The following is a 12,258-nucleotide window of genomic DNA, read 5'->3' on the forward strand; positions in this document are numbered from 1 at the left end:
GTCACGCGTAAGCGCGACGCCTGCCCGACACGAGCAGTAGATAGCACACCGCGCCGAGCGCGAGCGCGGGCAGCGTCGCGCCGAGATTCGGCAGCCATTGATTGATCGCGTGATACGCCGCGATCCCGATGCCCCACGCGATGAACGCGCTCACGTGCCAGCCGCCCGAATAGCCGTAGCGCCCGTCGACCGAGCCGAGCGCGGCGGCATCGATGCGGCGCTTCCTCACGATGAAGTGATCCGCCAGCACGACGCCGAAGAGCGGCGCGAACACCGAGCCGATCAGCAACAGGAAGTTCTGATATTTGCCCATCGCGACGGCGAGCGCGACGAGCGTGCATAACGCGCCGAACGCGCACGAGAGCATCGGCACGCTGGCGCGCGCCCAGAACGTTCCCGTCGATACGGCTGCCGAGTGGATATCGGCGAAGGCGTTGTCGGTTTCGTCGATGAGAATCAGAAAGAGCGCGAGACCGCCGCCCGCCTGCGCGAACGCCGTCGTCAGAAGCGCATCGCCGCCGCCCGCCGCAAGGCCGTAGATCGCGCCGAGCGCGTAGAACCACACGTTCGCGATGCCATAGCCGAGCAGCGTGCCGCGAAACGTACCGCCCGCGCTTTTGCCGAAGCGCGTGTAATCGGCGATCAGCGGCAGCCACGAGAGCGGCATCGCGACGACCAGATCGATGCCCGCGCCGAACGCCATCTCGCCTGTGCCGGCGCGCGACATCAGCGCGCCAATGTCCTGTTTGGCCAGCAGATTCCAGGTGAGCCAGCCCGCGCCGCCGAGCAGGAGCCATACGCCCCACGTACGCAGAAAGCGCCGCACGAACGAGAGCGGGCCGCTGATGGCGAGCAGCGTCGCGAGCGCGCCGAAGATCAGCGTCCAGACGAGCGGCATCGACAAATGGAAGGATTGCTTCGCGAGGGCATCGGCGGAATCGCGCATCACGATGATTTCGAACGAACCCCAGCCGACGAGCTGGATCGCGTTGAGCACCGCCGGCACCGACGCGCCGCGCACACCGAGCGTCGGCCGCAGCGACGACATCGCCGCGAGCCCCGTATCCGTGCCGATCACGCCTGCGAGCGCGAGCAGCACGACGCCGATCACCGTGCCGATGACGATGGCCGCGAGCGCGTGCGGCAGCGACAGTCCCGGCACCAGCAGCGCGCCCGCCTGCGCGACCAGAAGGCCGATGCCGAGCGAGAACCACAGCGCGAAGGCATCGCTCGTGCCGAATGCGCGCCGTTCGGGCGGAACCGGCGTGAGCGGCGCGTAGGTCGACGTTTCGCCGTGCGCTGCGGCGTTCGTGGCGTGTTCTTGCCCCATCGGATTGCGTCCTTTATATGGTCAGAGCGTGATTCAACCGGCGCGTGGCCCGCTTCGTGCGAAAGCCGTGCGCCGTCAGGCTGTCATAATGACCCGATTCTGCGGCCGCGCCGCGCTTTTCGGGAAGCGCGAGATTATCGCCGCGATCCACCCAACTGCGTCAACCTGCATCGCACAGCACATGTTCGAAGAAAACCGTGGCACCGTTCCGCTCGCGGAGCGCCTGCGCCCCCGCACCATCGACGACGTGATCGGCCAGAAGCATCTGCTCGGCAAAGCGAAGCCGCTGCGCGTCGCGTTCGAATCGGGCGAAGCGCATTCGATGATTCTCTGGGGCCCGCCTGGCGTCGGCAAGACCACGCTCGCGCGTCTCATGGCCGATGCGTTCCACGCGCAGTTCATCTCGCTGTCGGCGGTGCTTTCCGGCGTCAAGGATATCCGCGAGGCGGTGGAAACCGCGCAGATCCATCGCGCGAACGGGCACCAGACGCTCGTGTTCGTCGACGAGGTGCATCGCTTCAACAAGAGTCAGCAGGACGCGTTCTTGCCGCACGTGGAGTCGGGCCTGTTCGTGTTCGTCGGCGCGACCACGGAGAATCCGTCGTTCGAGGTGAACAGCGCGTTGCTGTCGCGCGCGGCGGTCTACGTGCTGAAGAGTCTCGATGCCGACGAGCTGAAGGAATTGCTGGAGCGCGCGTCGAAGGAACTCGGCGGCCTCACGTTCACCGACGAAGCCCGCGACGCACTGATCGGTTCCGCCGACGGCGACGGCCGCAAGCTGCTGAACAACCTCGAGATCGTCGCGCGCGCGGCGGCGCAGCAAAAGCAGACGGAGATCGACGGCACGCTGCTCGGCAGTGCGCTCGCGGAGAATCTGCGGCGTTTCGACAAGGGCGGCGACGCGTTCTACGATCAGATCAGCGCGCTGCATAAATCGGTGCGCGGCAGCAATCCGGACGCCGCGCTCTACTGGTTCTGCCGCATGCTCGACGGCGGCGCGGACCCGCGCTACATGGCGCGGCGCATTGTGCGCATGGCGTGGGAGGATATCGGCCTCGCCGATCCGCGCGCCGCGCGCATCACGCTCGACGCGGCCGAAACCTACGAGCGGCTCGGCTCGCCGGAAGGCGAACTGGCGCTCGCGCAAGCGCTCATTTATCTGGCCGTCGCGCCGAAATCGAACGCGGGGTACAACGCGTACAACGAGGCGCGGCGCTTCGTCGGCCGCGATCAGTCGCGCGGCGTGCCGGTGCATCTGCGCAACGCGCCGACCAAGCTGATGAAGGAACTCGGCTACGGTCACGAATATCGCTACGCGCACGATGAGCCCGATGCCTACGCGGCTGGCGAAACCTATCTGCCCGACGGCATGCGCGATCCGCGCTGGTACCAGCCGACGCCGCGCGGGCTCGAAGGCAAGATCGGCGACAAGCTCGCGCGCCTCGCCGAACTCGACGAAGCCTGGCGGCGCGAGCATCGCGACGAGAAGAAGCGATGAAAACCGCGCCGTGCGTTTCGCGCGCGGGCACACTGCGTTTCGCCGGGCGCGTCGCCGATTGCGCCCGGCGCGCAATGACCGTGCGCTAAAATCGGCGTTTCCGATTACTTAACAAAGCAGCCCCCGCCATGCTCGACATCCAAACCCTCCGCAAAGACCTGGACGGCGTTGCGAAGCGCCTCGCCGATCGAGGCTACGCGCTCGACGTCGCCGCCTTTGCCGCGCTCGAAACCGAGCGCCGCGAGATCCAGACCCGCACCGAAGAACTGCAGGCGCGCCGCAACAGCCTGTCGAAACAGATCGGCGCGATGAAGGGGCGCGGCGAGGACACGTCGGCGGTGATGGCGGAAGTGGGCGGCATCGGCGACACGATGAAGGAATCGGCGGCGAAGCTGGACGATGTGCAGAAGCGTCTGTCCGATCTGATGCTGACGGTGCCGAACCTGCCGCACGAAAGCGTGCCGGTCGGCAACGACGAGACGCAGAACATCGAAGTGCGGCGCTGGGGCACGCCGCGCGCGTTCGACTTCGAAGTCCGCGATCACGTCGATGTCGGCGCGCCGCTCGGCCTCGACTTCGAAACCGGCGCGAAGCTCTCGGGCGCGCGCTTCACGCTGCTGCGCGGACAGATCGCGCGGCTGCATCGCGCGCTCGCGCAGTTCATGATCGACACGCACACGGAACAGCACGGTTATACCGAGGCGTACACGCCGTACATCGTGAATCCGGAGATTCTCTACGGCACGGGCCAGTTGCCCAAGTTCGCCGACGACATGTTCCGCGTCGAGAAGGGCGGCGACGAGAACACGGTCACGCAGTACCTCATTTCGACATCGGAGATTTCGCTCACGAATACCGTGCGCGACAGCATCCTCGAAGCCGATGCGCTGCCGGTCAAGCTCACCGCGCATTCGCCGTGCTTCCGCTCGGAAGCGGGCTCGTACGGGCGCGATACGCGCGGCCTGATCCGCCAGCATCAATTCGACAAGGTCGAGATGGTGCAGGTCGTGTCGCCGGAACATTCCTATGCCGCGCTCGACGAGATGGTGGGCCAGGCGGAGACGATTCTGCAGAAGCTGGAACTGCCGTATCGCGTGATCACGCTGTGCACGGGCGACATGGGCTTTTCGGCGGCGAAGACGTTCGATCTCGAAGTGTGGCTGCCGGCGCAGAACACGTATCGCGAGATTTCGAGCTGCTCGAACACCGAGGCGTTCCAGGCGCGCCGCATGCAGGCGCGCTTCCGCAATGCGCAGGGCAAGCCGGAATTCGTGCATACGCTGAACGGTTCGGGACTGGCGGTCGGCCGTACGCTCGTCGCGGTGCTGGAGAACTTCCAGAATGCGGACGGCTCGGTGACGATTCCGGCCGTGTTGCGTCCGTATATGCGAGGAGTGGAAAGAATCGAAGTTTCCGCAGCAGTGTGACGTTTATTTTCAAAAAGGGGCTTGGAAAGCACGAAAGGGTTCGATATACTTTCGTTCTTCGTTGAGCAACGACCAGTTCACGAAGACCCGAGAGGGTAGACGGAGAGGTGGCAGAGTGGTCGAATGTACCTGACTCGAAATCAGGCGTACGGTTTTCCCGTACCGTGGGTTCGAATCCCACCCTCTCCGCCAAAATACTGAAACCCCGCATGTCGCAAGACTGCGGGGTTTTGCTTTTGGGCTTCGAGTTTCGGCTTCAAGTCGCGGCTCCGCTTCGATGAAGCGGAGCGACAACTTCAAGTCGTACAACGCGCGATATCGAAGCGCAGTTCCGGCTCCGGCACACCGCCATCGTCGCTCGACGACTGCTGTACCTTCACGATCGATCCATACGCCGAAGGCGTGAGCGTCACGAGCCACGCGTTCGATCCGACCAGCAATTCGGTCGTCCCTTGAGCGCGCCTCGTCTGCGCGGACGGAATCATGCGTTGCAGACAACTCGATATATCCGACGCAGGCCGCGCCGACGAAACGTGGATCACGGGCTTCGACGCGCGCAGCTCGGGATCGCTCGTCGAACTGCAGGCGACGAGGGCGGCGGCGCTCGAAAGTACAGCGGAAATCAAGGCAAATCGATGCAAGGTCATAGCGTTCCGGCAAGTTCGAATTCGCGCCACTAAAACACAAACACGCTTTCATCACAAGGGCGAGCGACGTTCGCTTCGCGTTCGGTAGAGTGCACACGAAGCGTCGAAATGCAGCGCCCAAGCGGCTCTCCAAGCGGCGACGCCGCTCGGGAGTGCTATCATCGGCCCCATTGTCCTCGCGTGCGGCCTGCCTGAAACACCGGCGAAAGCGCACGCGCGGGCAGCACGCATCCGGCACGAACCCATTCGCATTGCTCAATGGCCATCACGCTCAAGACACCCGCCGACATCGAAAAGTTGCGCATCTCCGGCCGCATGGCCGCCCAAGTCCTCGCGATGATCGCCGAACACGTCCGTCCGGGCGTCACTACGGATGAACTCGACGCCATCTGCAATCGCTTCATCGTCGACGAACTGAAGGCCATTCCCGCCAACGTCGGCTACATGGGTTTTCCGAAGACGGTCTGCACCTCGGTGAATCATGTCGTGTGCCACGGCATTCCCGGGCCGAAAGAACTGAAGGACGGCGACATCATCAACATCGATGTCGCGATCATCAAGGACGGCTACTACGGCGACACGAGCCGCATGTATTACGCCGGCACGCCGAGCGCCGAAGCGCGCCGCCTCACCGAAACGACCTACGAAGCCATGATCGCGGGCATCCGCGAAGTACGCCCGGGCGCGACGCTCGGCGATGTCGGCGCAGCTATCATGAGCATCGCGCATCGCGAAGGCTTCTCCGTGGTGCGCGAATACTGCGGCCACGGCATCGGCCGCGTGTATCACGAAGACCCGCAAGTGCTGCACTACGGTCAGCGCGGCGCGGGCCTGCGTCTGAAGCCCGGCCTCGTGTTCACCATCGAACCGATGATCAACGCGGGCCGCGCGGCCACGCAGCAATCGCGCGACGGCTGGACCGTGACGACCAAGGACCGCTCGCTTTCCGCGCAATGGGAGCACATGGTCGCCGTCACCGATGAAGGCTTCGAGTTGCTCACGCCGTGGCCCGACGGCACGGGCAGTTATGTGGCGCCATGAGCGCGCATTCGCCGCTTTGGGCCGCGTCGTGTGCGCTGTAAAGCACTTTCCCGGATTTATGAATTGACGGGTACGCCCGTTCGGTTGAAGCTATATGAGTGGTCCACGCGCCGGACCGGCCGACAGAGCCGCACGCGCATGAGCCTGAAAGCCAGAGAGAAATAGCCCGCATGAGTCCCTCATTGACCGTCAGCCGCATCGCCGCGCAACAAGGTTTCGTGCTGCGTGAGCTTCGCACGGCATCGCTGCGCGAAGCGCCGTATGCATTCGGCGAGACGCTGGAAGATGCGCTGCTCGTCGAGCCGTCGTCGTTCGACGCAACCGCCGAGCTGCACGCGAATTCCCCCCGGCTCGCGACGTTTCTGCTCTACACGGAAGGTCATCCCTGCGGTCTCGTGCACGCCTATATCGAAGAGGCGCCGAACGCGCGCGCGTTCGTGAGCGCGCTGTGGGTCGCGCCCGCGGTGCGGCATCTGCGCGGCGGCGAGCTGCTCGTGAACGCCGCATCACAATGGCTCGCGGAGCAGGGCGCCGCTGAAGTGCATGCGTGGATCTCCGAGGAAAACCGCACCGCAATGCGCTTCTACGAGCGCCTTCATTTCGGCCCTACCGGCGATCGCCGCGCAATGCCTTCGCACGAGCAGGAAGCCGAGTCGCTCTACGTGCGCCACATGCACTCCGAATATCACGTCTGACGCACGTTACTTCGAGTTCCGTCCTCGCTTCCCGCGCGCATCCCGTGCGTACGCGCGGCACACGTTCCTCGTTTCCGATCGCCGAAATCGGTCCTAAAAATTATGGCCGTGTGCGACAACGCCTGTAAAATACGCAAAATTTTTGGCCGTTCCTATGTCGCTCAACAAAACGCCCTTCTTTGAACTGCGCAGCGGCTCCGTCGACACGCTTCTCTTCGTCGTCAAGACTCCCGACCTCGACGCCCTGCGTACCGAACTCACGCGGCGCTTCGAAGCGACTCCCGAATTCTTCGCGGGCGACGTCGTCGCCATCGACGTGCGCCGTCTGGCTGATGCCGCGAAGGGCGGCGAGGGTGAGCGCGTGTCGCTCGCGGAACTCGAGACCTTGCTGAAGAGCGTGCGTATGCGGCCGATAGGCATCGTCGCGCTGCCCGCGCAGACGTGGGCGATCCAATGGGCGAACGAAGGCGGCCTGCCGGTCCTCGAAGCGCGCGACCGGCGCGGCGCGCCGAAGCCTTCCGTCGACGAAGCGAAGCCGAACACCGAAGCCGCCGCCGTGATCGAAGCGGCCGTTGCGAAGGCGCCCGCGCCCGCGGCGCTGCCCGCGCCCGCGACCATCATCGACCGGCCGCTGCGCTCGGGCCAGCAGGTCTACGCGAAGGGCGATCTCATCGTGCTCGGTCTCGTGTCGTATGGGGCCGAGGTGATCGCGGAAGGCAATATCCATATCTATGCGCCGTTGCGTGGCCGCGCGCTCGCGGGCGTGCACGGCAATCTCGACGCGCGGATCTTCTGCACGTGTCTCGAGCCGGAACTCATCTCCATCGCGGGCATCTATCGAACGACCGAGAACCCGCTGCCGGCCGACGTGCTCAGTAAGCCAGTGCAGATCTGGCTGAACGAAGAAAAACTCATGATCGAACCGCTGCGGCTGACCTGACGGGTCGGATCGACTCGCGCGCCCGATGCCCCCGGCGCGCGCTCGGCAGCACCGCGAGCGGACCTATTGACGAACACAAGGTACTTGTATGGCAAAAATCATTGTGGTGACTTCGGGGAAGGGCGGCGTCGGCAAGACGACCACCAGCGCGAGCTTCGCATCGGCGCTCGCATTGCGCGGCCACAAGACGGCCGTGATCGACTTCGACGTCGGTCTGCGCAATCTCGACCTCATCATGGGTTGCGAACGCCGCGTGGTGTACGACCTCATCAACGTCATTCAGGGCGAAGCGAACCTGCATCAGGCGCTCATCAAGGACAAGAAGTGCGAGAACCTCTTCATCCTGCCGGCATCGCAGACGCGCGATAAAGATGCGCTCACGCTCGAAGGCGTCGAGAAGGTCATCAACGAACTGATCAAGATGGACTTCGAGTACATCATCTGCGACTCGCCGGCGGGTATCGAATCCGGCGCGTTGATGGCGATGCACTTCGCCGACGAAGCGCTCATCGTGACGAATCCTGAAGTGTCGTCCGTGCGCGACTCGGATCGCATTCTCGGCATTCTGTCGTCGAAGACCAAGCGCGCGGTCGAAGGCAAGGAGCCGGTGAAGGAGCATCTGCTCATCACGCGCTACAACCCGAAGCGGGTGAGCGAGGGCGAGATGCTGTCGCTCTCGGACATCCAGGAAATCCTGCGCATCGATCTGATCGGCGTGATTCCGGAATCGGAAGCGGTGCTGCATGCATCGAATCAGGGTCTGCCTGCGGTGCATCTGGACGGCACGGATGTCGCCGAATCGTACAAGGACGTGGTGTCGCGCTTCCTCGGGGAAGAAAAGGCGCTGCGCTTCACCGATTATCAGAAGCCAGGTCTGCTGCAACGCATCTTCGGCACCAAGTAAGGGGACGCAATGTCGATTCTTTCGTTTTTGCTGGGCGAGAAAAGAAAGTCCGCTTCGGTCGCGAAGGAACGCTTGCAGTTGATCATTGCGCACGAGCGCGCGGGTGGCAGAGCCGCCGCCGATTATCTGCCGGCGTTGCAACGGGAACTTGTTGCCGTGATTTCGAAGTACGTGAAGATTTCCGATGACGATATTCGAGTCAGCCTCGAACGTCAGGACGACCTTGAAGTGCTCGAAGTGAAGATCGAGATTCCGCAGGCGTAACAACAAGCGTCAGCGCACGGCGTTGCGTCCGGTCAGCATCGGGCGCATGCCGTGGAGAACATGCAGAAGCCAGGATCGGGCGATTCTGGCTTTTTCTTTTGCGCGCTATCGTTTGCGCGCGCAGTTCGGGCGACGCGCGGGTGCTACTCGCATCGGATCGATGCGCCGGCAAAGGCAGTGGGGACGTCAGAAAAAAGAACAGGCGCGAGGCTTTCGCCGGGCGCCCAAGAAACGCTCCCGCCAGAAGCAGGAGCGGAGAGGAGAAGAGAGCCGTTCGTCCGGCTTCGACCACCAGCCTCACGAACCGCATTACCTGCTCAGAGTGCCCGTTCCAGGGAAAGTTCAACCACTTTGAAAATTTTTTGTAGGTTCGCTGTGTGAAGCCGGGCAACAGTCTTCAGGCGGTCAGCATCTCGAACGTGAGCACCGCCAGGATCGCGCCGACGTTCGCGATGACCGCTTCGAACAGAACGCCTCGCCATGTCGCAGGACGGAATTTCACGGCGAGCAGCAAAGCCGTCAAAAGCGCGATGGCCACGATCGCGACCAGATGCGCACTGTCCAGATGAATACGCATGGCGGCCTCCTTTTCCAGTTCGCGGCATAAGTTTCCGCGTGTGGTTTTGTCGAACTTGTTTCGAGTATAGGCAGTGGCATATTTACTGGAAAGCGGACAAAAAAGCCATTTTGCCGCCAGCTTGCCGACTGCCATCGAGTGTTAATTTAAATACTCGTTGATTCGCGGAATTTTCTTTCTAGACTAGGTACAAACCCCGTATGTGCGCGAGCCAGCCCGGCAGCGCGCCGAACCGCAGGCTCGTGGAGCATTCGTAGATGACTTCCCCGACGACACGTTCTCTCGAAGTCGATTTCTTTCGAGGAATCGTGCTGCTCATTATCGCGGTCGACCACATAACGGGAAGTGTGCTTTCGCGCTTTACGCTGCATCAATACGCGTTCTGCGATTCCGCCGAAGTATTCGTGTTTCTCGGAGGTTATGCGTCGGCGGCGGCTTTTACGGCGCTTGCGACTCGCCGTAGCGATTCAGCCGCCCGCCGACGCTTTTTCAAACGCAGTTGGGAAATCTATCGCGCCTATCTGTTCACGGCGTTCCTGATGCTGATCGGCGGCGCGCTTCTGATGGCCCTGAAGGTCGACACGCCGATGGTCCAGTACACCGAGTGGCCGAATTTCCTCGAGCGGCCGTTCGGCCTTGCCGTCGATATCGCAATGCTGCGTCAGCAGCCTTATCTGTCCGCCGTGCTGCCGATGTATTCCGTGTTCGCGCTCGCCGTGCCGGTGATCGTGCCGCTCGCGCAGAAGAGGCCCGTCGTCGCGATGTTCGGCAGCCTGCTCGTGTGGCTCGCCGCCATGCCGCTCCTGCGCTTCCTGCCGGGCACGTACGGCGAGGCGTGGTCGTTCAATCCGTTCGCCTGGCAATTGATGTTCATGACCGGCGTGCTGGCGCGCGTCCAGCCGATCAGCGGCGAATTCCACGCGGGCAGGATTGCGCGCTGGCTGACCGCGGGCGCCATCGGCGTCGCGCTCACGTTCGCGTTCTACAAGCTTTTCCTCGAAACCCAGGCGCCCCCGGGATACATGAAGCAGAATCTCGCGACATTGCGCATCGTCAGCTTCGCGGCGATCGCCTGGGTCGTCGCGCGCGGTGTCCATGCGGGATGGGTCGGCAAGCTCGCGCGCAAGCTGCCGGGCATCGTGACGATCGGGCAGCAGGGGCTCGTATGCTTCATCGCGGGAACGTGTGTTTCGCTCGTGCTGGATTCGGCGCTGCGCGCGATGGGCGTGCTCGGCCTCGGCCGCTATCCGTCGCACTGGATTCTGGGGCTCATCGCGGACGGCATCGCTATCGTGAGCCTGCTGTGGCTCGCGCGCTTCTGGGCCAATCGCAAGGCCACCAAAGCAGCGCGCGCCCAAGGCGTGGAGCGCCAGACGCCGCCGCGGCTGCCCGTCATCGAACGACGTCCGGTGCCGGTGCACGCCGCCAGCCGGCGCGAGCGCTGAAAACTACTCCAGCGTGATGTTGCGCGTCTCGCGCATGCACAACACGGCGATGAGGCTCACCGCCGCCGCCGCCGACACATAGCCGCCCACCCAGGTCAGGCCGCCGCGATTCGCAAGCAGTAGCGCGATATACGGCGCCACCGACGCTCCCAGAATCCCGCCGAGGTTGTACGCGACCCCCGCGCCCGTATAGCGCACGTTGGTCGGGAAAAGCTCGGGAAGCAGCGCGCCCATCGGTGCGAACGTGACGCCCATCAGAAACAGTTCGATGGTGAGGAACAGCGCGACCTTGATCGTGTCGCCGCTGCCGAGGAGCGGGGCCATCGCGAAGCCGGAGAGAATCGCGAGCACGCAGCCGACCATCAGCACGGGTTTGCGGCCGAAGCGGTCGCTTGCGATCGCGGAGATCGGCGTGGCGATCGCCATGAACAGCACCGCGAAGCACAGGAGGCCCAGGAACGTCTCGCGCGCGAAATGCAGCTTGGCGACGCCGTAGGACAGTGAGAATACCGTCGAGATATAGAAGAGCGTGTAGCAGACGACCATCGCGAACGCGCCGAGCAGCGTCGGCACGAGATGGCTGCCGAGCAGCGTCGCGATCGGCACCTTCACGCGTTCGTGCCGTTCGACGGCCGTGCGGAACGCCGGCGTCTCCGCGATCTTCAGGCGCACGTAGAGGCCGAGCGCGACGAGCACCGCGCTCACGAGGAACGGCACGCGCCAGCCCCAGCTACGGAATTGCTCGTCCGAGAGCGAGAGCGCGAGACCGAAGAAGAGGCCGTTCGACGCGAGGAAGCCGATCGACGGCCCGAGCTGCGGAAACATGCCGAACAGGCCGCGCTTGCCCTGCGGCGCATACTCGGTCGCGAGCAGCGCCGCGCCGCCCCATTCGCCGCCGAGCCCGATGCCTTGCCCGAAGCGCAGCACGCACAGCAGGATCGGCGCGAGGCCGCCGATCGAGTCGTAGCCCGGCACGAAGCCGATGAGTGTCGTCGAGACGCCCATCACCAGCAGCGAGGCGACGAGCGTCGACTTGCGGCCGATGCGGTCGCCGAAGTGGCCGAACAGAAACGAGCCGATCGGGCGCGCGAAGAACGCGATGCCGAACGTGACGAACGCGGAAAGCGCCTGCGCGGCGGGCGAGTCGTGCGGAAAGAACACCGGACCGATGACGAGCGCGGCGGCGGTCGCGTAGACATAGAAGTCGTAGAACTCGATCGCGGTGCCGATGAAGCTCGCGAAAATCACGCGAGACGCGCTTTGGGATCCGTCGCCGGGCTTGGCGGCGGAAAGCGAGGATGAGGACATAGGGTCTCCGTTGTCGTGTTGCTTTGATGCGAAGCATTGTCGCGCGCATCGCCGGGGCAAGGGCGGTTCAAACGATGAGCGATGTCGCCGCTCGGCGCGCGTCAGCTTTTTGTAGGGATTGCGATGCGATGGCGGGCACGCCAGGAGTCGACGGCGCGTGGAGTAGCGCGCGATGTCGCGGC

General features: G+C 63.9%; 12 protein-coding genes and 1 tRNA gene. 9 read left to right on the forward strand and 4 right to left on the reverse strand.

Translation table 11 applies throughout. The annotated features are described in order from the left end of the window. Nucleotide 1: 1 nt before the first annotated feature. The gene (gene cytX, locus BTHE68_RS03240) at nucleotides 2-1,330 is read right to left on the reverse strand and encodes a putative hydroxymethylpyrimidine transporter CytX (protein ID WP_162065117.1); all 1,329 of its coding nucleotides are present in this window, start codon (nucleotides 1,328-1,330) and stop codon (nucleotides 2-4) included. Nucleotides 1,331-1,511: 181 nt separating this feature from the next. Here cytX and BTHE68_RS03245 point away from each other — a divergent pair, with 181 nt between their 5' ends. The 3 genes from BTHE68_RS03245 (at nucleotide 1,512) to BTHE68_RS03255 (ending at nucleotide 4,447) form a co-directional block, all read left to right on the forward strand. After that, a complete protein-coding gene (locus BTHE68_RS03245; protein ID WP_162065118.1) occupies nucleotides 1,512-2,828 on the forward strand; it encodes a replication-associated recombination protein A in 1,317 nt (438 codons plus the stop codon). Nucleotides 2,829-2,956: 128 nt separating this feature from the next. Further along, the gene (gene serS / locus BTHE68_RS03250) at nucleotides 2,957-4,255 is read left to right on the forward strand and encodes a serine--tRNA ligase (protein WP_162065119.1); all 1,299 of its coding nucleotides are present in this window, start codon (nucleotides 2,957-2,959) and stop codon (nucleotides 4,253-4,255) included. 101 nt (nucleotides 4,256-4,356) lie between these two features. Then, a tRNA-Ser gene (locus tag BTHE68_RS03255) sits at nucleotides 4,357-4,447 on the forward strand. Nucleotides 4,448-4,551: 104 nt separating this feature from the next. Here the strand turns inward: BTHE68_RS03255 and BTHE68_RS03260 are convergent. Next, nucleotides 4,552-4,881 (reverse strand): hypothetical protein, encoded by a 330-nt coding sequence (locus BTHE68_RS03260; protein ID WP_225936196.1) that lies wholly within the window; start codon nucleotides 4,879-4,881, stop codon nucleotides 4,552-4,554. 279 nt (nucleotides 4,882-5,160) lie between these two features. Between BTHE68_RS03260 and map the strand changes: the two genes are divergently transcribed. From map to minE, 5 genes are all read left to right on the forward strand, one after another. Next, on the forward strand, nucleotides 5,161-5,943 hold the full coding sequence (gene map, locus BTHE68_RS03265; protein WP_162065121.1) for a type I methionyl aminopeptidase: 783 nt from the start codon (nucleotides 5,161-5,163) through the stop codon (nucleotides 5,941-5,943). A 170-nt stretch (nucleotides 5,944-6,113) separates the two neighbouring features. After that, a complete protein-coding gene (locus tag BTHE68_RS03270; protein ID WP_162065122.1) occupies nucleotides 6,114-6,638 on the forward strand; it encodes a GNAT family N-acetyltransferase in 525 nt (174 codons plus the stop codon). A gap of 154 nt (nucleotides 6,639-6,792) precedes the next feature. Beyond that, the gene (gene minC / locus BTHE68_RS03275; RefSeq protein WP_162065123.1) at nucleotides 6,793-7,578 is read left to right on the forward strand and encodes a septum site-determining protein MinC; all 786 of its coding nucleotides are present in this window, start codon (nucleotides 6,793-6,795) and stop codon (nucleotides 7,576-7,578) included. Between the two features lie 88 nt (nucleotides 7,579-7,666). Further along, complete coding sequence (gene minD, locus BTHE68_RS03280) at nucleotides 7,667-8,482, forward strand: septum site-determining protein MinD (RefSeq protein WP_162065124.1); 816 nt, start codon at nucleotides 7,667-7,669, stop codon at nucleotides 8,480-8,482. 9 nt (nucleotides 8,483-8,491) lie between these two features. Beyond that, complete coding sequence (gene minE / locus BTHE68_RS03285; RefSeq protein WP_061126061.1) at nucleotides 8,492-8,746, forward strand: cell division topological specificity factor MinE; 255 nt, start codon at nucleotides 8,492-8,494, stop codon at nucleotides 8,744-8,746. A gap of 397 nt (nucleotides 8,747-9,143) precedes the next feature. Here minE and BTHE68_RS03290 read toward each other — a convergent pair whose 3' ends face one another. Continuing rightward, nucleotides 9,144-9,323 carry a hypothetical protein gene (locus BTHE68_RS03290; RefSeq protein WP_162066765.1) on the reverse strand — a complete coding sequence of 60 codons (180 nt, stop codon included), beginning with the start codon at nucleotides 9,321-9,323 and terminating at the stop codon, nucleotides 9,144-9,146. 257 nt (nucleotides 9,324-9,580) lie between these two features. Between BTHE68_RS03290 and BTHE68_RS03295 the strand changes: the two genes are divergently transcribed. Next, nucleotides 9,581-10,768: an OpgC domain-containing protein gene (locus BTHE68_RS03295; protein ID WP_162065125.1), complete on the forward strand. Its 1,188-nt coding sequence runs from the start codon at nucleotides 9,581-9,583 to the stop codon at nucleotides 10,766-10,768. 3 nt (nucleotides 10,769-10,771) lie between these two features. Here the strand turns inward: BTHE68_RS03295 and BTHE68_RS03300 are convergent, their stop codons facing one another. Then, nucleotides 10,772-12,076 carry an MFS transporter gene (locus BTHE68_RS03300; RefSeq protein WP_162065126.1) on the reverse strand — a complete coding sequence of 435 codons (1,305 nt, stop codon included), beginning with the start codon at nucleotides 12,074-12,076 and terminating at the stop codon, nucleotides 10,772-10,774. Between the last annotated feature and the right edge of the window lie 182 nt (nucleotides 12,077-12,258).

Origin of the sequence: Burkholderia sp. THE68 (assembly GCF_009938265.1) — a bacterium.
Classification (GTDB): Bacteria; Pseudomonadota; Gammaproteobacteria; order Burkholderiales; family Burkholderiaceae; genus Caballeronia.

Excerpts from the sequence above, each read along its gene's own strand:
- cytX (WP_162065117.1), bottom strand. The coding sequence starts at position 1,330 with ATGGGGCAAGAACACGCCACGAACGCCGCAGCGCACGGCGAAACGTCG.
- BTHE68_RS03245 (WP_162065118.1), top strand. The coding sequence starts at position 1,512 with ATGTTCGAAGAAAACCGTGGCACCGTTCCGCTCGCGGAGCGCCTGCGC.
- serS (WP_162065119.1), top strand. The coding sequence starts at position 2,957 with ATGCTCGACATCCAAACCCTCCGCAAAGACCTGGACGGCGTTGCGAAG.
- map (WP_162065121.1), top strand. The coding sequence starts at position 5,161 with ATGGCCATCACGCTCAAGACACCCGCCGACATCGAAAAGTTGCGCATC.
- BTHE68_RS03270 (WP_162065122.1), top strand. The coding sequence starts at position 6,114 with ATGAGTCCCTCATTGACCGTCAGCCGCATCGCCGCGCAACAAGGTTTC.
- minC (WP_162065123.1), top strand. The coding sequence starts at position 6,793 with ATGTCGCTCAACAAAACGCCCTTCTTTGAACTGCGCAGCGGCTCCGTC.
- minD (WP_162065124.1), top strand. The coding sequence starts at position 7,667 with ATGGCAAAAATCATTGTGGTGACTTCGGGGAAGGGCGGCGTCGGCAAG.
- minE (WP_061126061.1), top strand. The coding sequence starts at position 8,492 with ATGTCGATTCTTTCGTTTTTGCTGGGCGAGAAAAGAAAGTCCGCTTCG.
- BTHE68_RS03290 (WP_162066765.1), bottom strand. The coding sequence starts at position 9,323 with ATGCGTATTCATCTGGACAGTGCGCATCTGGTCGCGATCGTGGCCATC.
- BTHE68_RS03295 (WP_162065125.1), top strand. The coding sequence starts at position 9,581 with ATGACTTCCCCGACGACACGTTCTCTCGAAGTCGATTTCTTTCGAGGA.
- BTHE68_RS03300 (WP_162065126.1), bottom strand. The coding sequence starts at position 12,076 with ATGTCCTCATCCTCGCTTTCCGCCGCCAAGCCCGGCGACGGATCCCAA.